Below are 20,801 nucleotides of genomic sequence, written 5' to 3'. Positions count from 1 at the left end.
GCCGTGTTGACCGGCCCAGGGTAGCGGCCTCCCCCGTCGGCCCCCGCCCCGGGTCCCGGCAGCCGTGCGGGCTGCCGGGGCACCGCCGCGTCCGGCCTAGCGGAAGATGCCGGTGTGGCCGAGGGAGTACCGGCCGGGCTGCGGGTACACGGCGAGTCCGTGCGGGCCGCCGCCCACCGGGATCCGGGCGAGCTGCTTGCCGGTCTGCGTGTCGAGTGCGTAGACCTCGGAGTTGTAGCGGCCCGACAGCCACAGCACCTTGCCGTCGGCGGAGACCCCGCCCATGTCGGGGCTGCCGCCGTCCGGCAGCGTCCATTTCTTGGTGAGCTTGTTCGCGGGGAAGTCGAAGACCGAGATGGTGCCCTCACCCCGGTTGGAGACGTACATCTCCTTGGAGTCGCGGCTCACGTAGAGGCCGTGGCAGCCCTTCCCGGTGGGCAGCAGTTTGGGGGTCTCGAAGGTGTCGCCGCTCAGCACCCACATGCCGTGCGCCATCATGTCCGCGACGTAGAAGGTCTTGCCGTCCGGGGAGACCTTGACGTCCTGCGGCATCGCGCCCTCGAACGGCAGCTTCTGCTGGCCGACGACCTCCATGCGCTCGGTGTCGACCTTGAGGAGTTCTCCGGAGAACTCGCAGCTCACGATGAAGTAGCGGCCGTCGGCCGAGAAGTCCGCGTGGTTGACCCCGTAGCAGGTCACGGGCACCGTCTTGACCCGGTCCATGGTGTGCGGGTCGCGGAAGACCAGCTCCTTGTCCATGGAGGCCATGACGATGGCGTACTTGCCGTTCGGCGTGAAGTACAGGTTGTACGGGTCGTGCACCTCCACGGGCTTTCCGGCCTCGCCGGTGGCCGGGTTGATCGGGGTGAGGGTGTGACCGCGGTTGTTGTTGACCCACAGGGTCTTCAGGTCCCAGGAAGGGACCACGTGCTGGGGCTGGACCCCGACCGGGATGGTGTCGATGACCCGGTAGGTGGCCGGGTCGATGACGGACACCGTGTTGGAGTTGGTGTTCGGCACGTAGACGCGGGACGGGAAGTCCTTGACCACGGGGGAGAGCTTGTTCGGCCGGTCCGCCGCGTAGACGTCGTTCGGGTCGAGGAGCGGCGGCATGCCGGGCAGACCGGGCGGGGCGGCCGGCGCGGCCTTGACGGGCTTGGCCGGGCCCTTGGTACCGAGCGCCTCGGCAGGTTCCTTGCCGGCTGATCCGCAGCCGGCCAGGGCGGCGAGGACCATACCTGCCAGGAGCACGCCGGCAGTGCGGGGAAGGCGGGTGGTCGTCATGGGGTGAGCAGCTCCGTGGTGGTCACCGCGCGCAGTTCGCGGCGCGCGAGTTCTTCGAGGAGGGGAGGCATCGCGTCGACCGTGTCCGCGTAGCCGAAGTGCAGGCTCACCACGGATCCGGGCCGGATCGTCCCGATGACGGTGCGGATGACGGCCGCGGCGCCGGGCGAGGTGAAGTCGAGGGAGTCCACGTCGTACGAGAGGACGTGCGGGTAGCCCGCCCGCTGGGCCAGTTTCTGGACGAGGGGGGTCGCGTACTGCGTCTGGGAGGGGCGGAACCAGGTGCCGATGGAGCCGGTGAGCCGCTTGAGGCGCTGGGCGCAGCCAGTGATCTCGGCGTAGGCCTCCGCCTCGGGCATCCCGTTGATCGCGAGGTGGCGCTGGGTGTGGTTGCCGAGTTCGTGACCGCCGTCGAGGACGCGCCGGGCCAGCTCCGGGTGCGCGTCCAGCCAGGATCCGATCGCGAGGACGGTGACCCGTGCGCCCCCTTTCTCGGCCGCGGCCAGCACCGCCCGGGCGATGGCGGGGTCCCCGTTGCCGTGGAAGGTGAGGGCGACGCGCGGGCGGTCGCGCGGGCCGTGGGCGATCTCGACGGGCTGCCCGGCGAACCGGCGGGGGGCGGCGGCGGGGGCCGCCTGTGCCGGGCGGGCCGGCCGGGCCGGGCCGGGCGGCGGGCCGGAGGACGCGGCGGCGGGCCGGCCCGGTCCGCAGGCGGCGGTGAGGCCGGCCGCGACGGCACCGGCCGCCCCGAGAGCGGCCGTGCGCAGGGCCGCGCGGCGGCCTGGTTGTGAGAGCACCTGCCCATTTAAGGGGTGGATGACCCAGAAGATAACGATTGACCCAATTCGGGATGGCCGCCAGAAGGGGCCGACCGGGTGGCCGGGTCGCTATGTGATCAACGATTTACACAGAGCAGTCGATAGTTATTCATGGATTGCGAGGTGAGTGGCCCACCTCACCTAGGATTTAGCTAGAAAGTCTTACTATTTGCCCACTTATGTCCAAGTAGGGACTTTTGATGTTCCGGCCCTCGTCTGCCATAGTCGGAACCGCGACTTCCCATTGACCCGAGCGAAGTCACCACGCCGAGGATCACACCCCCTCAGATCCTCGGCGCACCCATGGAGCCCCCACATCGCCCCACTCGGCGGACGGGGGCTTCAGGCGTTCTGCCGGTCGGCGACCCGCATCTCGAACCAGGTGGTCTTCCCGCGCGGCAGCAGGTCCGCGCCCCAGCGGTCGGACAGCTTGTCGACGAGGAAGAGGCCCCGGCCGGTGGTGTCCATCTCGTGGACCGGCATCAGGCAGGGCAGTCCGCGCGAGGGGTCGCGCACCTCCACCCGGATCCAGCCGCGGCGCCGCAGCATGCGTAAGCCGAAGGAACGGGCCCCGGTGTGCCGGACCGCGTTGCCCACGAGCTCCGAGACCAGCAGGACGGCGTGCTCGGCGATCTGCGGCGAAAGGCCCCAGAGGCGGACCACCACGCACTGGGTGAGCCGGCGCGCGATGCTCGCCGACTCCGGCATGGACGGCAGCGTCACTTCGGCCTCGGCCGGATTTCCGTACAACTCCAGCGCTTTGAGGCCTTGTTCGTCCTCAACAGCCGCCGTGAGCCGTACCGACGAAGCGCCGCCGCGCTGCCGCGGCTGTTCCACACCCTCCAGGCCCGCCATGCACCCATCATGGACGGCCGACCCGCGCTCCCGGGCCGTTCCACAGGAAAACACCCCCCGGATTCAACAACTCCAAGGGGGTGTCCTGTCATATGCGCAAGGCAACCGGAGGGCCTCCACGTCGGCCTTGACCTGCGGCGACACGGCGCACGGAAATGCTCACGGCGAGTGGATCACCCATTCCCCTTAAGGCTGCCTTAAGGCCTGGCTAATCCACCCACAGGGAGGACCGGGGTCGGCGGCCGCGGTCCCGGCTCAGACGAACTTCGCCTTGCCCGGGCCCTCTTCGACGAAGCTGCGCATCCCGCGCTCACGGTCCTCCGTCGCGAACAGGCCCGCGAACCAGTTGCGTTCGATGGTGAGACCCGTGTCGATGTCGGCCTCCAGGCCCGCGTCCACGCACTCCTTGGCGGCACGCAGCGCGATCGCCGGACCCTGTGCCAGCTTGGCGGCCCAGGTGTGCGCCTGCTCGTACACCTCGGCGGCGGGCACCACCCGGTCGACCAGGCCGAGGGTCAACGCCTCGTCGGCCTTGACCATGCGGCCGGTGAAGATCAGGTCCTTGGCCTTGGACGGTCCGACCAGCCGGGACAGCCGCTGGGTGCCGCCCGCGCCCGGGATCAGGCCGAGCAGGATCTCGGGCTGGCCGAGCTTGGCGTTGTCGGCGGCGATCCGGTAGTCGGCGCACAGTGCGAGTTCGCACCCGCCGCCCAGCGCGTAGCCGGTGATGGCCGCGACGACCGGCTTGGGGATCCGGGCGACGGCGGTGAAGGCGTCCTGGAGCGCACGGGACCGGGCGACCATGGCCGCGTGGTCCATCGTCTGCATCTCCTTGATGTCCGCGCCCGCCGCGAACACCTTCTCGCCGCCGTAGAGGACGACCGCGCGGACGTCGGCCCGGTCGGTCGCCTCCACCGCGAGCTCGCGCAGCCGGTCCTGGGTGGCGATGTCCAGGGCGTTCATGGGCGGCCGGTCCAGGCGGATGGTGCCGACGCCTTCGGAGACTTCGAGAGAGATGGTCATACGGGTCAGGTTAGCGCCGGTTAACGTGAGGTGGCCCGGTGCCGTGGGTCACAGCACCGGGCCACGCGCACCGCGCGGGCGGCGTACTACTTGATCCACTCCGCCCACGGCATGTTCCAGCCGTTGAGTCCGTTGTCCGGGGCGATCTGCTTGTCCTTCGAGTTCTTCACGACGACCACGTCACCGATCAGCGACTCGTCGAAGAACCAGGCCGCGGGCTGCTTGGAGTCCCCCGCGCCGCGGACGTCCTTGAGCCCGACGCAGCCGTGGCTGACGTTCGTCGAACCGAAGGTGCCCGCGGAGGCCCAGTAGTTGCCGTGCACGAAGGTGCCCGACTGCGACAGGCGCATGGCGTGCGGGACGTCGGAGATGTCGTACTCGCCGCCGAAGCCGACGGTCGCGCCGTTCATCCGCGTGACCTTGTACTTCTCGCTGATGACCATCTGGCCGTTGTAGGTCGTGGTCGACGGGGCGCCCGCGGTGATCGGGACGTCCTTGAGGACCTGGCCGTCGCGGACGACCTGCATCGTGTGCGCGGCCGCGTCGACCGTGGAGACCTGGGACCGGCCGACGGTGAAGGTGACCGTACGGGTCTGCTTGCCGTAGACGCCGGGGCGGCCTTCGACGCCGTCGAGGGCGAGCTTCACGGTGACCTTGGTGCCCGCGGCCCAGTAGTTCTCGGGGCGGAAGTCGAGGCGGTCGTTGCCGAACCAGTGGCCCTCGATCTGGACGGCCGGCTCGGCCGTGACCGTGATGGCCTTCTCGACGGCTTCGAGGTTGGTGATCCCCCGGGTGAAGTTGATCGAGACCGGCATGCCCACGCCGACGGTGGAGCCGTCCTCGGGCGTGTAGTGGCCGACGAAGGTGTTGGTCGGGGTGAGGGTGGTGAAGGTGGTGTCCTTGGCGGACTCCCGGCCGGCCTCGTCCTTGGCGACCGCGTGCACCTTGTACTCGGTGGCGGAGGCCAGGTGACGGGCCGGCTCCCAGCTCGCGCCGTCGGCGGCGATCTTGCCTTCGACCGCGTTGCCCTTGGTGTCCGCCACGGTCACCGTGCTGAGCTTGCCGCCCGTGCTCGATATCTTCAGGACGCCGCTGGTCGCGACCTCCTTGGCCCCGTCGTCGGGCTTGATGCTGACGACCGCCTTGGAGGCCTCGGTACCGGTCTTGCCGCCACCCCCGGCGTTGTCGCCACCGCTGCCGCTGCTGTTACCGCCGCCACCGCCACCGCACGCGGTGGTGAACAGCAGGGCCGCCCCCAGCAGCAGGGCCGGCAGGCCGGTGCGGGCGCGGCCGCGTATCGGCTGCACGTTCACTCGTGTTCTCCCCATGTCCCCCGCGCGCGGACAGTCGCGCGCTTGCCGACAGGTAATCACACGGAGGAATCACAATGAGCCACGGTCTTGTCACCGTTCCGTCCCAACTGCCCGGAGAGGTGCCGCGGCGGCCGCCCCGTGGCCGGGGAACCGCAGGTGATCGGTGATCGGGCCGGTCCCGAGGGAGCGGCCGCCGCGGGGTCAGGCCCGGGGGCCCTTGGAGTGCTTCGGGTGCTTGGCGTGCTGGGGGTGCTTCGGCTGCTTGCCCTTCCCGTGGCCGCCCTTCGGGTGCTTCGGTTGCTTGGGGTGCTTGTCCTTCCCGTGGTCGCCCTTGCCGTGGTCGTCCTTGCCGCCGTGGTCGACCGGCTTGTTCCGCAGCGTGACGACGATGCGCTGGTCCGGGGTGCCGATGTCGAGGCGCAGCGGGCCGGTGACCCGGTCGGCGGGCAGCACGTAGCCCGCGGGGACCGCCGTCTCGACCAGGTAGTACCAGCCCTCGGGGAGCGGGCCGAAGTCGCAGACGCCGGCCCGGTCGGTGGTGCAGCCCGGGGCGGCCCGGCGGTCGGCGTTGATGCCGCGCGTCTGCAGACCCGGGGTGTTGTTGGTCTCCTGCCACAGCTCGAAGACCGCTCCGCGCAGCGGCCGCCTGGTCCTGGCGTCCTGCTTCACGACCCGGATCGTGCCCTCGTACGCCTCGCTCACCGGGGCGTTCGCGACGTCGACGGCGATGCCGTCCACCACGTCACCCCGGTCCAGGTCGAACCGGGTGACCGGGTCGGCCGGGGTCTCGTACCCGACGGGAGCGGCGGTCTCCCGCCAGTAGTACGTGTGCCCGATCGGGAGCTCCACCGTGCAGGTGCCCTGGGTGTCGGTCACGCAGGCCCCGTCGAGACGGGTGTCGCCGCCGGGCTGGTCCGTCTGGAGGCCGGTGGAACCGTTGCTCTCCCGCCAGAGCTCGAACCGCGCGCCCGCCAGTGGGCGGCCGGTGGCCCGGTCGGTCTTGCGCAGCACCACGCGGGCGGCGTCCGGCGGTTCGGGGGTGCGCCGGTTGTCCGCCTCGTACCGGACTCCGTCCGCTGCGTTCCCGGCCGTGAGGGTCAGTTCGTGGACGGTGTCGTCCAGGTCGTATCCGAGCGGTGCACGGGTCTCGCGCCAGTAGTACGTGCCGGGTTCAGCGGTCCGCTCGCAGATGCCGGAGGCCGGCGTCGTGCATTCGGCGACGAGGGTGTCGGCGCCCGGAGCGGTGTCCTGCAGGCCCGCCCTCCCGTTCGTCTCCCGCCACAGTTCGAACCGCGCCCCCTGCAGCGCCGCGCCCGTGTCCGCGTCCCGCTTGAGCACCGAGACCGCGCCGGTCACCGGGGCCGGGCCGGCGCACTCGGGCAGGTCGCCGTTGAAGGGGTAGGCGTGGAACTCCTGACCGCCGCCGCCGGTCGTGCCGCTGCCGTGGGTCACGGAACCCGTGGTGAAGAAGCGCCCGTTGATGCCGGGCAGGGTGACGGTGGTCTCCGAGGACTGCTGCCCCATGAGGAAGCTGCCCTGGAACTGGCCGCCGCCCGTCAGGTTCACGGTGGTGGCGTCCGGGAAGTTCCACAGCAGCCGGTCGCGGTAGGCGTTGAGCGGGTCGGTGTCCTGGATGCCGCCGCTGTAGGTGTTGATCGTGCGGGTGGCGCCCAGGACGTTCACCAGCACGGTGGCGGTGTCCGGGATGCGGGTGAACCGGATGCCCTGCTGGCCGCCCCCGTTGCCGACGAGGTCCGCGTCGACGTTGAACACCTGGAGCGGGGAGGTGCCGTCGCCGGTGAAGAGCGTCTCGTAGCCGCTGTTGACGGCGGTGCCGGTGGCCCGGCGCGGCTGCCCGTCGACCCGTGCGTAGCACTGGCTGGCGGCACTGAGCCGGTCGCGCAGCCCGGCGTACGGGGTGACGGCGCCCGGGTCCGGGACCAGGCGGCCGGACACCGTGCCCGTGAGGGGGCCCGCGTGGCGGACCGCACCGCCGTCGGCGAGGAGGCGTTCGCCCGGCGCGACGGTGACCGCGCCGCCGGTGGTGAGGAAGTCGGCGCCGGCGGGCGGGGGCACCCGGGATCCGGCGCCGACGATGCCGACGTTGTAGCGGCTGTCCCCGCCCGCCTGCTTGTCCTGGTCGAAGTCGCCGAGGACGACGAGCCGGCCCTCGGCCTCGGAGGCCCGGCCGCGGACCCGGAAGTCGCCGCCCGCGAAGATGTTGATGCCGTTGTCCCGCCCCTGTGGGACGCCGTCCGTGCCGATGGGCGGGAACGGGTCGGGGCAGCGTCCCGGGACGCAGGGCCCCAGCCCGCCGGGGAGCGGGGCTCTGGCGACCGCCGCCGGGCGGTCGCCACCGGGACCCTCCGCGAAGGCCGCGGGCGCGGCGGAGGCCAGTACGGCTCCGATCGCGAGCCCGAGGGTCCAGTTCCTTGCTGACATGACGCTCCGTCCGTTGCCTGCTGCCCTGATGTGCCCTGACAGGCTGGGGGCAGGCTTCGGCGGCACGCGGCGGGGACACTCTGCGCTACGGCATTTCGATCACAGTGATCACTCTCCCGGGCGGGACGGCCGCCGGTGTTCAGGCGATGGCGGAGCCGGCGACCCAGTCCGTCCAGGACATGTTCCAGCCGCCCAGTCCGTTGTCCGGGGCGACCGTCTTGTCCTGCGAGTTGACGACCTGCACCACGTCCCCGACGAGGGTCCGGTCGAAGAACCAGCCGGCCGGGGTGTCGGAGCCGCCGCCCTTGTCGTCGCGCAGACCCACGCAGCCGTGGCTCACGTTGGTGCTGCCGAAGGTGTCGGGGCTGGACCAGTAGTTCCCGTGCAGGAAGGTTCCGGAAGCGGTGAGCCGCATGGCGTGCGGGACGTCGGGGATGTCGTACTCGCCGCCGAAGCCCACGGTCTGGCCGTTCATGCGGGTGACGTCGAACATCTCCATCACCACCATCTTGCCGTTGTACGTGGTCGTCTTGGGCGCGCCGGCGCTGATCGGCACGGTCGACACCAGCTGCCCGTCCCGGCGGACCTCCATGGTGTGCGCGGCCGCGTCCACGGTGGAGATCTGGGAGCGGCCCACCGTGAAGCCGACGGTCTTGTCCTGGATGCCGTATGCGCCGGGCGCGCCCTCGATGTCGCGCAGGTCCATCTTCACGGTGACCTTGGTGCCCGGCTTCCAGTACTCCTTGGGCCGGAAGTCGAGCCGTTCCCGTCCGAACCAGTGTCCGACGACCTGGACGCCCGGGTCGGAGGTGACCGAGATGGCCCGTTCCACTTCGGCGCGGCGCTCGATCGCCTGGCTGAACCGGAAGGAGACGATCATCCCGGTGCCGACGGTCGAGCGGTTCTCGGGCTTGAAGTAGCCGATGAACCGCTCCTCGGGAACGTAGGTGGTGAAGGTGGTGTGGCGGGCCTGGCGGCGGTCGTGGCCGTCGAGGGCGACGGCGTCCACGGTGTACTTGGCCGCGAGCGCGAGCCGTCCCGACTCGGGGTCGGGGCTCCAGCTGAGCCCGTCGTCGGCGATGGCTCCGGGGACCTCTTCCCGCTGCGCGTCCTCCACCTTGGTGACGACGACCCGCTCCAGGCGGCCCTCCGGCACGGAGACCGACAGCCGTCCGTCCGCAGGGACCTCTTTGGCGTTGTCGTCGGGGGTGATGCGGATGGCCTCGTCCGGCGAGCGGGGCTTGCCGGGCAGCTGGATCTCGACCGGGGCCTTGCCGTCCTGGGTGCATCCGGACAGGCCGCCCAGCAGGCCCGCCCATGCCGCCACGGCGGCCAGACCCGCCCCTGCCCGCCTCGTCAGAAGTGTCACGATCCCTCCAACGACCGGGCGCTGCGGGGGAAACGTGGGCGCGGGCCACGTTCCGGGCAGATCTGTCCGGGCAGAACAGTGTGAAGGACCAGACGGGGGCGGGCCCAGGCCGGGACGCCGGGGCCGCACTCTCCCCTACCCCCGCCGGTACCCAGGAGCCGTGGAGGCGGGCAGTGTCGAGCGCAGCCGAGCAGGAGGCGGTGGAAGCCGTCAGCAATGCCGCGGAAGCGGTGCGGAGCGGCCGGGCCGCGCCCGTACCGCAGATCGAAGGGCGACTGAAGGAGCGGCCGAACGGCCAGGTCAGGGGCCAGGTGATACGGGCACACGGGCGCCCGGGAGCGCCGGTGTGGCCGGGGTCCTCGCATCCGCTGGGGGCCCGGTTCCATCACGGTCCGGACGGGACCGCGGGCACCAACTTCGCCCTGTGGGCGCAGGGCGCGGAGGCGGTGGAGGTGTGCCTGTTCGACGAGGCCGGCGCCGAGACCCGCTGCACCCTGACGGAGCACACGCACGAGATCTGGCACGGGTTCGTGCCGGGCGTGCGCCCCGGGCAGCGGTACGGGTTCCGGGTGCACGGCCGCTGGGATCCCTGGACGGGCGCCCGCTACAACCCGGCGAAGCTGCTCCTCGACCCGTACGCGCGGGCCGTGGACGGGGACTTCACGCTGCCCCCGGAGGTGTACGCGCACGTCCGGGACTGGCCGCAGCAGTACATCGCGGACACCGTGCGCGACGACCGGGACTCCGCGCCGTTCGTCCCGAAGGGCGTGGTCGTCCACGACGACGACGACTGGGCGGACGACGTCCGGCCGAAGACCCCGTGGGCCGATTCGGTGATCTACGAGCTGCACGTGCGCGGCTTCACGATGCGCCATCCGGGTGTTCCCGAGGAGCTGCGCGGCACGTACGCGGGCCTGGCCCACCCGGCGGCGATCGAGCACCTGACGGGGCTGGGCGTGACGGCGGTCGAGCTGCTGCCGGTGCACCAGTTCGCGCACGAGGACCATCTGCTGCGCCGGGGGCTGCGCAACTACTGGGGCTACAACTCGATCGGCTACTTCGCCCCGCACGCGGCGTACTCGGCGAGCGGTACGGCCGGGCAGCAGGTCGGGGAGTTCAAGCGGATGGTCCGCGCCCTGCACGCGGCCGGGATCGAGGTCATCCTCGACGTGGTCTACAACCACACGGCGGAGGCGGGCGAGCTGGGTCCCACGCTGTCGCTGCGCGGGATCGACAACCGGGGCTACTACCGGCTCCAGTCCGACCAGCGGCGGTACTCCGACTACACGGGCTGCGGGAACACCCTGCACGCGGGGCGCCCGCACGTACTGCGGCTGATCACCGACTCGCTGCGCTACTGGGTCACGGAGATGGGGGTGGACGGCTTCCGCTTCGACCTGGCGGCGGCGCTGGCCCGGTCGATGCACGACGTGGACATGCTGTCGCCGTTCCTCGCGGTGATCGCCCAGGACCCGGTGCTGCGGCGGGTGAAGCTCATCGCCGAGCCGTGGGACGTGGGCTCGGGCGGCTACCAGGTGGGGGCGTTCCCGCCGCTGTGGACGGAGTGGAACGACCGTTACCGCGACGCCGTACGGGACTTCTGGCGGGGCGCGCTGCCCGACGTACGGGATCTCGGCTACCGGCTGTCGGGCTCCAGCGACCTGTACGCGTGGGGCGGGCGGCGGCCGTACGCCTCGGTGAACTTCGTGACCGCGCACGACGGTTTCACCCTGCGCGACCTGGTGAGTTACGAGCGCAAGCACAACGAGGCGAACGGGGAGGCGAACCGGGACGGCACCCATGACAACCGGTCGTGGAACTGCGGGGCGGAGGGCGAGAGCGACGATCCCCGGATCGGCGTGCTGCGCCGTCGCCAGCTGCGCAACCTGCTCACCACGCTGCTGCTGTCCACGGGCGTGCCGATGCTGGTGGCCGGGGACGAGTTCGGCCGGACCCAGGGCGGCAACAACAACGCGTACTGCCAGGACAACGAGACGGGCTGGGTGGACTGGTCGCTGCTGGAGGATCCGGCCTGGCGGTCGCTGTTCGCCCTGGCCTCCCGGCTGATCGCGCTGCGCCACGCCCATCCGGTGCTGCGGCGGAGGGCGTTCTTCTCCGGGCGGTCACAGGGTGCCGACGGGCTGCGGGACCTGGCCTGGTTCACGCCGGCGGGCGCGGAGATGACCGAGCGCGACTGGTACGCGCCGGCCTCCTCGCTGGGGATGTACCTGTCGGGGCGGGACATCCCGGGCCGCGACGAACGGGGGCGGCAGGTGACGGACGACAGCTTCCTCGCGCTGCTGCACACCGGGGACCGGCCGGTGGCATGGGCCTTGCCGGGGGCGCCCTGGGCGGAGGTGTACGAGGTCGTCCTGGACACGTCCCTGGAGGCCCAGTCCGACCCTCCCCGGACCCGGCACCACGGCGGTCGGACCCTGACGGTACCGGCGCGCTCGGTCCTGCTGCTGAGGGTGGTGAGCTGAGCGACGCCCCTGGCCCCGCCGCCGGTTCGGGACGTATCCGACATCCGGAACCAGCTCTCCCGTTCGTGCTGCGATGATGTGTTCGACATCGTCTCGGAGGGGGTCCTTGCATGGGCAGAGTCACGACCGCGCTGCGGGAACTGCGCGGGGCGCAGAAGTCGGCGAAGGGGGTGTCCCTCTACTCCCGGTTCGTCAACCGGCCGGCCGGGCGGTACCTGGCCGCCGGTTCGTACGCGCTGGGGCTCACCCCGAACCAGGTGACGCTGGTCAGTGCCGCCTTCAGCTTCGCCGCCGTGGCGGCCGTCGCGCTGTCCGCCCCCTCGTGGGGGCTGGGGATCGCGGTGTGGGCCGCCCTCGCCGTGGGCTTCGCCTTCGACTCCGCCGACGGGCAGCTCGCCCGGCTGCGCGGCGGCGGCAGCGCGGCCGGCGAGTGGCTCGACCACGTCGTGGACGCCGCCAAGCTCACCGCCCTGCACTCCTGTGTGCTGATCGCCTTCTACCGCTTCCCCGACGCGTACGGGACGGGTTCGGACGGCTGGCTGCTCGTGCCACTGGGCTTCCAGTTCGCGGCGGTGGTGACCTTCTTCGGAGGCCTGCTGACCGAGAAGCTCAAGCCGAAAGCGGCCCCCGGCAGTCCGGCGGCCGCGCCCTCCACCGCGCGCGCGGTGGCCCTGCTGCCCGTGGACTACGGGGTGTTCTGCCTGGTGTTCCTGCTGCTCGGCGGCGGGAAGACGTTCGTCTGGGCGTACGCGGGACTGGGCGCGGTCGCCGTGCTGTTCCTGCTGGCGTTCCTCGCCAAGTGGTTCCGGGAGCTCAGCGCCGTTCGCCGGTGACCTGGCCCGGCGCCTGGGCCGGTTCCGCGAGCGCGTCCAGTGCCCGGCGCAGCTGGGTGCTGGACGTGTGCACGGTGTAGGGGAAGTACACGACGTCGACGCCGTGGGCGGCGAAGTCCTTCTCCAGCCGGTCGCCCTTGGGCGTGCCGCGCCAGTCGTCGCCCTTGAAGATGACGTCGAAGCGGACCTGCTTCCAGGTCTCCACCTTGTCGGGAACCGTCTCGACGAAGGCCGCGTCGACGTACTTGACGCTGCGTACGATCTCCAGCCGCTCGACGAGCGGGATCATCGGGCGGCGTCCCTTGGCGAGCTCGGCCATCTCGTCCGAGACCACTCCGGCGACGAGGTAGTCGCACTGGCTCCGGGCGTGCCGGAGGATGTTGAGGTGCCCGATGTGGAACAGATCGTAGGCTCCGGGCGCATAGCCGACTCGATACGGCCTGCGCGCAGGCGCAGCAAGGTCGGACATGTCGTGCTCCGTCATCTTTTACCCCCAGCAGCCACACCCCCCGGTGTAGCGGATTAGCAGACAATAGCGTGCACGTTCCGCAGCATGCGGGTGAACGAATAGGGTGACGTGCGCATCATCCAGGGGAAGAGGGGACGCACGGTGTCCAGATCCGGTCAGCGGCGCATGCTGCTGGTTTCCACCAATTACGCTCCGGAGCACGCGGGGATCGGCCCGTACGCCACCCAGATCGCGGAGCACTGGGCGGATCTCGGTCACGAGACCCACGTACTGGCGGGCATGCCGCACTACCCGGCGTGGTCGCTCGAACCCGAGTACAAGGGGGCGTTCCAGCGCACGGAACAGCGCGCGGGTGTCACCGTGCACCGGCGTGCGCACACCGTGCCGCCGCGCCAGACCGCCGTGAAGCGGGCCCTTTTCGAAGGATCGATTCTGCTGCACGGCGCGGTGGCCCCGCCCCGCATGCCCAGGCCCGACGCGGTCCTCGCCCAGATGCCCAGCCTGGCCGGCGGCGTGCTCGCCGCCCGGCTCGCGGCGCGCTGGAAGGTGCCCTACGTCCCGGTCGTCCAGGACCTGATGGGCGCCGCCGCCGCGCAGAGCGGGATCAGCGGCGGCGACAAGGCCGCCGCGATCGCCGGCCGCGCCGAGGCCTACGCCCTCAAGCGCGCCACCCTCGTCGGCGTCATCCACGAGACCTTCGTGGACCGGGTCGTCGGCATGGGCGTGGACCCCGGGAAGATCCGCCTCGTCCCGAACTGGTCGCACGTGCCGGTGCCCACCAAGCCGCGCGGGGAGACCCGCCACCACCTCGGCTGGGCCCCTGGCGAGACCGTCGTCCTGCACTCCGGGAACATGGGCCTCAAGCAGGGCCTGGAAGTCCTCGTCGGTGCCGCCCGGCTGGATCCGAGTGTCCGGTTCGTCCTGATGGGCGACGGCAGCCAGCGGGCGACTCTGTCCGAGCTCGCGGCGGATGTACCGAATCTGGACATCATCCCCCCTGCCGCTGACGGCGAGTTCCCGGATATCCTCGCGGCGGCGGACGTTCTCGCGGTCACGCAGCACGCCGCCGTGCTGGACATGAGCGTCCCGTCGAAGCTGACCTCGTACTTCCAGACCGGTCGGCCCGTCGTCGCCTCCGTGGCCGCGGAGGGCGGAACCGCCCAGGAGGTGGAACGCTCGGGCGCAGGGGTGCTCGTACCGCCGGAGGACCCCGAGGCCCTGCTGAAGGCCGTACGGGCCCTGGCCGAGGACCCTGACGGAGCGGACGCACTGGGAGCGGCCGGACCCCGCCACGTGGCGGCCCACCTGAGCCGTGAAGCGGGCCTGGCCCGCATCGACGCACTGATAGACGAAGCACTTGGGGGAACCCGGCCGTGATCGAGACGAACCGCCCTGCAGCGGCACCGGCCGACGACGAACCGGATCTCCTCAGAGACCAGTTCCGGCAGCTCCTGCGCTACCGCAGGCTCATCGGCGCGGGCATCGGGATCGGTCTGCTGGGCGGCGTCTACCTCGGCATCTCCACGGCCGACACCTACGTCGCGACCGCCGACGTCGTCCTGCGCGCGCCCACCGACGACCCGTTCAACCCCAGCCTCGCCCCGGACAAGGCGATCAACATCGGCTCGGAGCGTCAGGTCGCGCTCAGCTCCTCCATAGCCAACGAGGCGGCCAAGAAGCTCGGCGTGTCCGAGTCCGGCTTCGCCTCCCTGCGCAGCGGTCTGCAGGTCACCAACCCGCCCCAGACCATGGTGCTGCGCTTCACGTACACGGCGTCCTCCCCCAAGGAGGCGGCCAAGCGCGCGAACGCGATGACCGCGGCCTACCTGCTGAAGCGGCAGGAGTCCCTCGACGCCACCCGCGACAAGATGGTCAAGGGGTACAAGGAGCAGCGCGACCCGATCGCCAAGCAGCTCGACGAGGTGTCGAAGGAGATCGCCCGGATGCCGGCCGGCGCCGGACGGGACGCGGCCAGCTCCTCCAAGACCGACCTGCAGAGCGAGGTCGGCAGCTACAACACCAAGATCACCAAGCTTGAGGCCCTGGACATGACCCCGGGCCGCGTCACGAGTGCCGCGACCGCGCCTCCCGGGGCCGACGGCCCCGGCATCCTCATGTCCCTCGCGCTCGGCGCGGCCGTGGGCCTCGCGCTCGGCCTGCTGGCCGCCTGGGTCCGGCTGGTCTTCGACCCGGCCCCGCGCTCCGAGGGCGACGTCGCCCGCGCGCTGCGCGCACCCGTCCTGGGCTACCTGCCCCGGGACCGGACGGGCGGCGGACCGCTCCTGGCCGCCGGTGAGGCCGACCCCCGGCTCGCCGAGGAGTACCGCTCGGTGGCCTTCCGCCTCGCCTACGACGCCCGCTTCGCCGACCGGCGCCGTCTGCTCGTGGTCGCCCCGCGCGGCAGCAGCGAGACCGCCGCCGCCGTGGCCGTGAACCTCGCCGCCTCCTTCGCGGAGACCGGCAAGGACGTCCTCCTCATCGAGGCCGACCTGCGCACCCCGGTCCTGGCCAGCCAGCTGCCGACGGACGCCGGCGGCAGGCCGCGCTGGAGCCAGACCCCGGGCAGCCCGGCCGGCGGCGGCCGGCACTCGGACACCGAGTGGCCCGACGGCCGTCAGCTCGTCGTGGACGCCGGTGAGTCCGGCACCTTCGACCTCATCCCGGGCGAGCGGGCCCGCAACGTGCCGCGTTCGCTGACCTCGGCCCGTGCCACCCGGCTCATCTCCGAGGCCGACTCCCCCAACTCCACGGTCGTCGTGCTCGCGCCGCCCGTGCTCTCCTACGCCGACGCCCTGGCCCTCGTCGACCGCGTCGACGGCGTCCTGGTCGTCGCCGACCCGCGCGCCGTGCACCGCACCGACCTGACCCGGATCCGCGAGCTGATCAGCGGCGCCGGCGGCACCGTGCTCGGCGCGGTGCTGCACGCACCGCTGCCCGGCGAGAAGCGCGGCAAGGGCAAGGGCAAGGGCAAGGGCGGCGCGGCCCCCGCCGGCCCCGGCGCGGGTCCCGGTACGGCGGCGAAGTCCGGCAAGCCCGTGCCGCAGCCCCAGCCCCTGCCGTACGAGGTGGCCGAGCCCGAGCAGCACATCCCCGGTGACGGCACCGACACCGTCGCGCTGCGCACCGTCCGCATGGGCCGCAGATGAGCCGACGCGGCCTCGCCGCCGTCGCGTCGGTCCTGGACCAGGCCGCCTCCAGCGCCACGAACATCCTGGTGCTGGTGCTGGCCGCCCGGCTGTCCTCGGCGTCCGGGTTCGCCGACTTCTCCATGGTGTACGTGACCTTCAGCGTGCTCCTCGGACTGAACATGGCCTACGTGGGCCAGAGTCTCGTGCTGGAGAAGGGTGCGGGGCTCGGCGCCCGGTGCCGTTCGGCCGTGGGCTTCACCGCGGCCGCGTCGGCCGCCGTGGGAGCGCTGCTGCTGGTACTGGGCCTCGTGCTGGCCGGGGCCACCGGAACGGCCTTCCTCGCGCTGGGCGTCGTCCTGCCGCTGGTGCTCCTCCAGGACGGCCTGCGCTACTGCTTCTCCGCGCTGCGCGCCCCGGAGCGGGCGCTGGCCGCGGACGTGCTGCGGCTGGTGTGCGTGGTCGCGGCGCTGGCCGTGCAGCCCGGAGGGGCCTCGGCCGGGCGGCTGGTGCTCGCGTGGGGGCTGTCCGCGCTGCCCGCGCTGGGCCTGGGGCTGTGGCTGCTGCGTCCGTACGTGCGCGGCGCCCGGGCGGACCTGCGGCCGTATCTGCGGCGCGGTCACCTCGGGCAGCGGTTCGTGGTCGAGTTCGCGGTGGGCAACGGCTCCAGCCAGCTCGCCGTCCTGGGCCTCGGCGCCTTCGCGACGCCGCTGGCCGTCGGTGCGCTGCGGGGTGCGACCACGCTCTTCGGGCCGCTGAACGTGCTGTTCAACTCCGCGAACGCCTTCGGGCCGCCGGTGCTCGGCCGGCTCGGCGGCAAGCGGGCCACGGTCCGGGCCACGGCCGCGCTGGGACTCGTACTCGCCGCGGTCGGCGCGGGCTGGGCCACGGCCCTGTACCTGCTGCCGGACCGGCTGGGCCGCGAACTGCTCGGCGACACCTGGGCGGGCGCGTCCGCGCTGCTGCCGGCCACGGGGGCGCAGTACGCCGTGATGGGTCTCGGCACGTGCGCGCTGCTGACCCTGCGGGTGCTCGCCCCGAAGGCCACGCTGTCCTTGCAGGTGGTCTTCTCGCTGCTGTCCGTGGGGCTGCTGCTCGGGGGGTACGCGGTGTGGGGTGTGGCGGGCGCCGCCTGGGGCCTGGCGGCCGGCTCGGCCCTCAAGGCCCTGGCCGCCTGGTGGCGCGTCACCCGCCTCCCGGCCACCGCCGGCTCGCGGGAACCCGAGCCCGTACCTGCTGCCTGACCCGCTCGCGCGGAGCGTGAGCCGCTGCGCGGGCTTCTCTCCCCGCCCCGCCCTTTCACCGTTTCCCGGGCTCTGCCCGGACCCGCGCCTCAAACGCCGGCGGGGCTGAAATACCCAGCCCCGCCGGCGTTTGAGGCGCGGGGTCTGGGGCGGAGCCCCGGGAAGCGGCGGCGCGGGCAGAGGCCGGGCAGACCTCACCGCGACCCGCCCGGGCAGGGCTAGCGCAGGGTGGTGGACTTGTCCGAGCGGTAGGTCGCGACGAGCGCCAGGCACAGCGCCGCGATCGCCACGCGGCCCGAGGCCTGCAGCAGCGGGCCGCGCAGCAGGATGAACGAGTAGCCCGCGACGAGCGGGACCACCACGGAGATCAGGCTCCCCGGCGGGCTCCGGCGCGTGGCCCGCTTCGCGTAGCGCCGGTCGACCCGGGCTGCGGCGTACCCCATGCCCAGCATCCCCGCCCCCATGCCCAGCGGCCCGAAGTCCAGCCACAGCTCCGCCCAGATCGGGGAGGAGAGGTTGGTGTTGACCGTGCCCATCCACTGACCGACCATCACGCCCGTGTCCCGCGGCTTGCCGGGCCACACCGCGCGCGGCACCGCGAAGAAGACCGATCCCGCGAGCTGGCGCCCGTAGTAGTGGCCGGGGCCGGAGTTCGAGAAGGTGATGGTGTTCGCGAACATGCCGATCTGGTCGTAGTCCTTCAGGGCCATGGGCTCCAGGAAGGACGTGGTCTCGACCGGCCGGTAGTTCTTCTCGTCGTAGCGGAAGCGGTCCGCGAACGGGAAGATCAGGAGGGCGACGACCACCGCCATGGACAGCGCGACCCGGTACATCGCGGCGCTCACCGGGAAGACGGTGAACAGCAGCGCGAACATGACCGTCAGGAACCAGTACCGCGGGTTCGAGATCGGGTTGTTGACGATCAGGTTGAGGCCGGCGAGCGCCGCCCACGTGACGATGATCGACACCTTGCGGCGGGCGAACTTCGACGTGATCAGCCAGCGGGTGTACAGGAGCAGCGCGAGCAGCGCCGGCACGGTGCCGAATCCTCGCAGCAGGGCCTGGCCGGCCTGGCCGTCGCCGTTGGAGACGCCCGCTTCCTCGATGCCCGCGATGATCTCCTGGCGGCTGGAGAAGAAGACCGCCGGGCCGCCCAGCTTCACGATGAAGGCGGCGCTGCAGAGGAACGACAGGATCGTCAGGAGCTGTAGCCGGCGCCGGTGCGCCATGACGGGCTTCGACGCCTTCTGGGAGCCTCCCGCACGCCCGGCCGGCCGGTGCCGGGCCAGCAGCACCCCGACGTCGAAGGCCGTGCAGCCGAGCAGTACGAGCCCGATCGCGACGGTCAGGTCGGTGCGCGGGCCGACGACGGGGGTGGGAACCTGGCCGAGGACGGCCTGCGCGAGCGGGGCCACCCCCATCGCCATGTAGACGAAGAGCCAGAAGGAACCCTGCAGCAGCTTGCGGCGGCTGGTGAGGACCATCGCGGAGAGCCGGGCCCCCGCGTACATGGTGAGCAGCAGCTGGAGCCAGAAGGCCGCGTCGCGGACGCCGGCGCCCGTCTGGACTGCGACGAACAGCGGCAGGAAGACGGTGAATCCGAGCGCGAGCGGCACGGACAGCGCGCGCGAGAGGAGCGTGCGCGGGAGGGTGGCCCGGCCCCACAGGGTCTCGTCCTCGAAGGGGGACGGGACGGGCGGCTTCGCGGGTGTCGCGGGGGGCTTGCGTATGTCCGTCGTCACTGCCGCCCCCACCCGATGTGCCTGGTCCGCGGGCAGTCTAGTCTGAGCGGGCCGCGCCCGGGGAGGCCGTGGCCGAGAGCACGATGGGGGCTTCTGTTGCGTGATCTTCCTTCCTTCACGCTGGCCGGGTACGACAAGGGGCGCGGACTGCTGACGCAGGCGCTCTGGTTCGCCGTGATGAACACGGTCTTCATGGCCTGGTTCTGTCCGGCCCGGATGAGGGTCGCGCTGCTGCGGGCCTTCGGGGCGAGGATCGGCGAGGGCGTGCTCATCCGGCACCGGGTACGGGTGCTGTGGCCGTGGAAGCTCGACATCGGGGACCACACCTGGATAGGTGAGGGCGCCTGGCTGCTGAACCTGGAGCCGGTGACCATCGGGGCGAACGTGTGCGTCTCGCAGGAAGCGATGCTGTGCACCGGCTCGCACGACCACCGCGCCGCCGACTTCCGCTACCGCAACGCCCCGATCGTGGTCGAGGACGGCGCGTGGGTGGCGGTACGGGCCACCGTGCTCGCCGGGGTCACGGTGGGCCGCTGCGCGGTCGCCGGGGCCGGCGCCGTGGTCCACAAGGACCTGCCCGAGCTGACCCTGCAGACCCAGGACGGGCACCGCCGCCCGGTGGAGGAGCCCAAGTGAGCGCCGCGATGAAAGTGCTGCACGCCGTCACGCTCCACTCCCCCTCGCACGCCTTCGGCGGTCCGGTCCGGGTCGCTCTGAACCTGGCGAAGGGGCTGCGGGCCCGCGGTCACGAGGCGCGGCTGCTCGCGCTCGGCGAGGGCTTCGACCCGTGGCCGACCTCTGTGGAGGGCGTTCCGGCGCGGCTGTTCCCGGCCCGCCGGCTGCTCCCCCTCGGCTTCAGCGGGATGACCTCGCCGGCGCTCCTCGCCTCGGCCGGACGCCTCGTACGGGACGCGGACGTCGTACACGTCCACCTGGCCCGGGACCTGGTGACGCTTCCGGTGGCGCTGGCGGCGCTGCGGGCGGGCAAGCCGCTGGTGCTGCAGACCCACGGCATGGTGGACCCGAGCGAGAAGCTGCTGGCCAAGGTGCTGGACGCGGTGGCGGTACGCCGGCTGCTGCGCGGCGCGGACGCGGTGCTGTACCTGACCCCGCACGAGCGGGCAGGGCTGGACGCGGTGGTCGGCGCGCCGCCCCTGGCGCAGGCGGTCCGCCTGGTCAACGGGACCCCGGCGCAGGAGGAGCGGCCCCCGCTGAGCGGCCCGCCGCGCATCCTGTACTCGGCGCGCCTGCAGTCCCGCAAGCGGCCGGTCGACTTCGTGGACGCGGCCCCCGCGGTGCTCGCGGCGCACCCGGACGCGCACTTCGTGGTCGCGGGCCCGGACGAGGGCGAGCTGGCCGCCGTACGGGCCCGGATCGGGGCGCTGGGTCTCACCGACCGGTTCACCGTGCCGGGTGCCCTGTCCAGTGCGCAGGTCCTCGCCGAACTGCGCCGGGCGCACGTCTACGTACTGCCGTCGGTGGACGAGCCGTTCCCCATGTCGGTGCTGGAAGCCCTCTCGGTGGGCGTTCCCACGGTCGTGACCCACTCCAACGGCCTGGCCCGCGACATCGGCCGCACCGGTGCCGGGCGCGCGGTCGACCCCGGCCCGGGCGGCGTGTCCGCCGCCGTCCTGGAGCTCCTGGACCCGGCCGCGAACGACGAGGCCTCGCGCTCGGCCCGCAAGCTGGCTGCCGGGTCCTTCTCCATGGACGCCGTCCTGGACACCCTTCTTCCGGTGTACGAGGGCATCCGCCGCTGAGGCGACCGCGGTCACGGGCGGCAGGAACTCCTGCCGCAGCG

The 20,801-nt window shown here is 72.1% G+C and carries 16 protein-coding genes; 7 read left to right on the top strand and 9 right to left on the bottom strand.

The features are described from left to right. Positions 1–96 precede the first annotated feature (96 nt). The 7 genes from DEJ51_RS23420 to DEJ51_RS23390 form a co-directional block, all read right to left on the bottom strand. The gene (locus DEJ51_RS23420) at positions 97–1,284 is read right to left on the bottom strand and encodes a YncE family protein (protein ID WP_150259511.1); all 1,188 of its coding nucleotides are present in this window, start codon (positions 1,282–1,284) and stop codon (positions 97–99) included. Further along, entirely contained in the window at positions 1,281–2,081 is an 801-nt protein-coding gene (locus tag DEJ51_RS23415; RefSeq protein ID WP_190620584.1) for a polysaccharide deacetylase family protein, read from the bottom strand. The genes DEJ51_RS23420 and DEJ51_RS23415 overlap by 4 nt, the downstream gene beginning before the upstream one ends. Positions 2,082–2,444: 363 nt before the next feature. Continuing rightward, the gene (locus DEJ51_RS23410; protein ID WP_150259509.1) at positions 2,445–2,957 is read right to left on the bottom strand and encodes an ATP-binding protein; all 513 of its coding nucleotides are present in this window, start codon (positions 2,955–2,957) and stop codon (positions 2,445–2,447) included. Between the two features lie 255 nt (positions 2,958–3,212). Further along, positions 3,213–3,980 (bottom strand): enoyl-CoA hydratase/isomerase family protein, encoded by a 768-nt coding sequence (locus DEJ51_RS23405; RefSeq protein WP_150259507.1) that lies wholly within the window; start codon positions 3,978–3,980, stop codon positions 3,213–3,215. Between the two features lie 86 nt (positions 3,981–4,066). Beyond that, positions 4,067–5,308: an Ig-like domain-containing protein gene (locus DEJ51_RS23400; protein ID WP_150259505.1), complete on the bottom strand. Its 1,242-nt coding sequence runs from the start codon at positions 5,306–5,308 to the stop codon at positions 4,067–4,069. A 186-nt stretch (positions 5,309–5,494) separates the two neighbouring features. Beyond that, positions 5,495–7,735 (bottom strand): choice-of-anchor A family protein, encoded by a 2,241-nt coding sequence (locus tag DEJ51_RS23395; RefSeq protein WP_150259503.1) that lies wholly within the window; start codon positions 7,733–7,735, stop codon positions 5,495–5,497. Positions 7,736–7,874: 139 nt separating this feature from the next. Beyond that, positions 7,875–9,095 (bottom strand): Ig-like domain-containing protein, encoded by a 1,221-nt coding sequence (locus tag DEJ51_RS23390; RefSeq protein ID WP_150262100.1) that lies wholly within the window; start codon positions 9,093–9,095, stop codon positions 7,875–7,877. Between the two features lie 182 nt (positions 9,096–9,277). Here DEJ51_RS23390 and glgX point away from each other — a divergent pair, with 182 nt between their 5' ends. Continuing rightward, positions 9,278–11,587, top strand: coding sequence for a glycogen debranching protein GlgX (gene glgX / locus DEJ51_RS23385; RefSeq protein WP_150259501.1), 2,310 nt, complete (start codon positions 9,278–9,280; stop codon positions 11,585–11,587). A gap of 110 nt (positions 11,588–11,697) precedes the next feature. After that, positions 11,698–12,420 carry a CDP-alcohol phosphatidyltransferase family protein gene (locus tag DEJ51_RS23380; RefSeq protein ID WP_150259500.1) on the top strand — a complete coding sequence of 241 codons (723 nt, stop codon included), beginning with the start codon at positions 11,698–11,700 and terminating at the stop codon, positions 12,418–12,420. On the opposite strand, the gene DEJ51_RS23375 is transcribed toward DEJ51_RS23380, so the two are convergent. Beyond that, positions 12,401–12,904, bottom strand: coding sequence for an adenylyltransferase/cytidyltransferase family protein (locus DEJ51_RS23375; protein WP_375137962.1), 504 nt, complete (start codon positions 12,902–12,904; stop codon positions 12,401–12,403). The two genes, DEJ51_RS23380 and DEJ51_RS23375, sit on opposite strands and share 20 nt — an antisense overlap. Positions 12,905–13,054: 150 nt before the next feature. Here DEJ51_RS23375 and DEJ51_RS23370 point away from each other — a divergent pair, with 150 nt between their 5' ends. Genes DEJ51_RS23370 through DEJ51_RS23360 form a run of 3 tightly spaced genes read left to right on the top strand, consistent with a single transcriptional unit; the run spans position 13,055 to position 17,258 of the window. After that, positions 13,055–14,266, top strand: coding sequence for a glycosyltransferase (locus tag DEJ51_RS23370; RefSeq protein ID WP_150262099.1), 1,212 nt, complete (start codon positions 13,055–13,057; stop codon positions 14,264–14,266). Next, positions 14,263–16,035 carry a lipopolysaccharide biosynthesis protein gene (locus DEJ51_RS23365; RefSeq protein ID WP_150259498.1) on the top strand — a complete coding sequence of 591 codons (1,773 nt, stop codon included), beginning with the start codon at positions 14,263–14,265 and terminating at the stop codon, positions 16,033–16,035. The genes DEJ51_RS23370 and DEJ51_RS23365 overlap by 4 nt, the downstream gene beginning before the upstream one ends. Next, positions 16,032–17,258 (top strand): hypothetical protein, encoded by a 1,227-nt coding sequence (locus tag DEJ51_RS23360; protein WP_150259496.1) that lies wholly within the window; start codon positions 16,032–16,034, stop codon positions 17,256–17,258. The genes DEJ51_RS23365 and DEJ51_RS23360 overlap by 4 nt, the downstream gene beginning before the upstream one ends. A 218-nt stretch (positions 17,259–17,476) precedes the next feature. On the opposite strand, the gene DEJ51_RS23355 is transcribed toward DEJ51_RS23360, so the two are convergent. Continuing rightward, a complete protein-coding gene (locus DEJ51_RS23355) occupies positions 17,477–19,000 on the bottom strand; it encodes a hypothetical protein (RefSeq protein ID WP_411757342.1) in 1,524 nt (507 codons plus the stop codon). A 96-nt stretch (positions 19,001–19,096) separates the two neighbouring features. Between DEJ51_RS23355 and DEJ51_RS23350 the strand changes: the two genes are divergently transcribed. Together DEJ51_RS23350 and DEJ51_RS23345 are read left to right on the top strand one after the other, a co-directional pair. Next, positions 19,097–19,636, top strand: coding sequence for a WcaF family extracellular polysaccharide biosynthesis acetyltransferase (locus DEJ51_RS23350; RefSeq protein ID WP_150259494.1), 540 nt, complete (start codon positions 19,097–19,099; stop codon positions 19,634–19,636). Positions 19,637–19,644: 8 nt separating this feature from the next. Continuing rightward, positions 19,645–20,760 carry a glycosyltransferase gene (locus tag DEJ51_RS23345; RefSeq protein ID WP_150262097.1) on the top strand — a complete coding sequence of 372 codons (1,116 nt, stop codon included), beginning with the start codon at positions 19,645–19,647 and terminating at the stop codon, positions 20,758–20,760. The last annotated feature ends 41 nt before the right edge of the window (positions 20,761–20,801 follow it).

The organism is Streptomyces venezuelae, from assembly GCF_008642275.1.
Lineage (GTDB): Bacteria > Actinomycetota > Actinomycetes > Streptomycetales > Streptomycetaceae > Streptomyces > Streptomyces venezuelae_E.
This window is presented reverse-complemented; position numbering and strand designations above follow the sequence as displayed.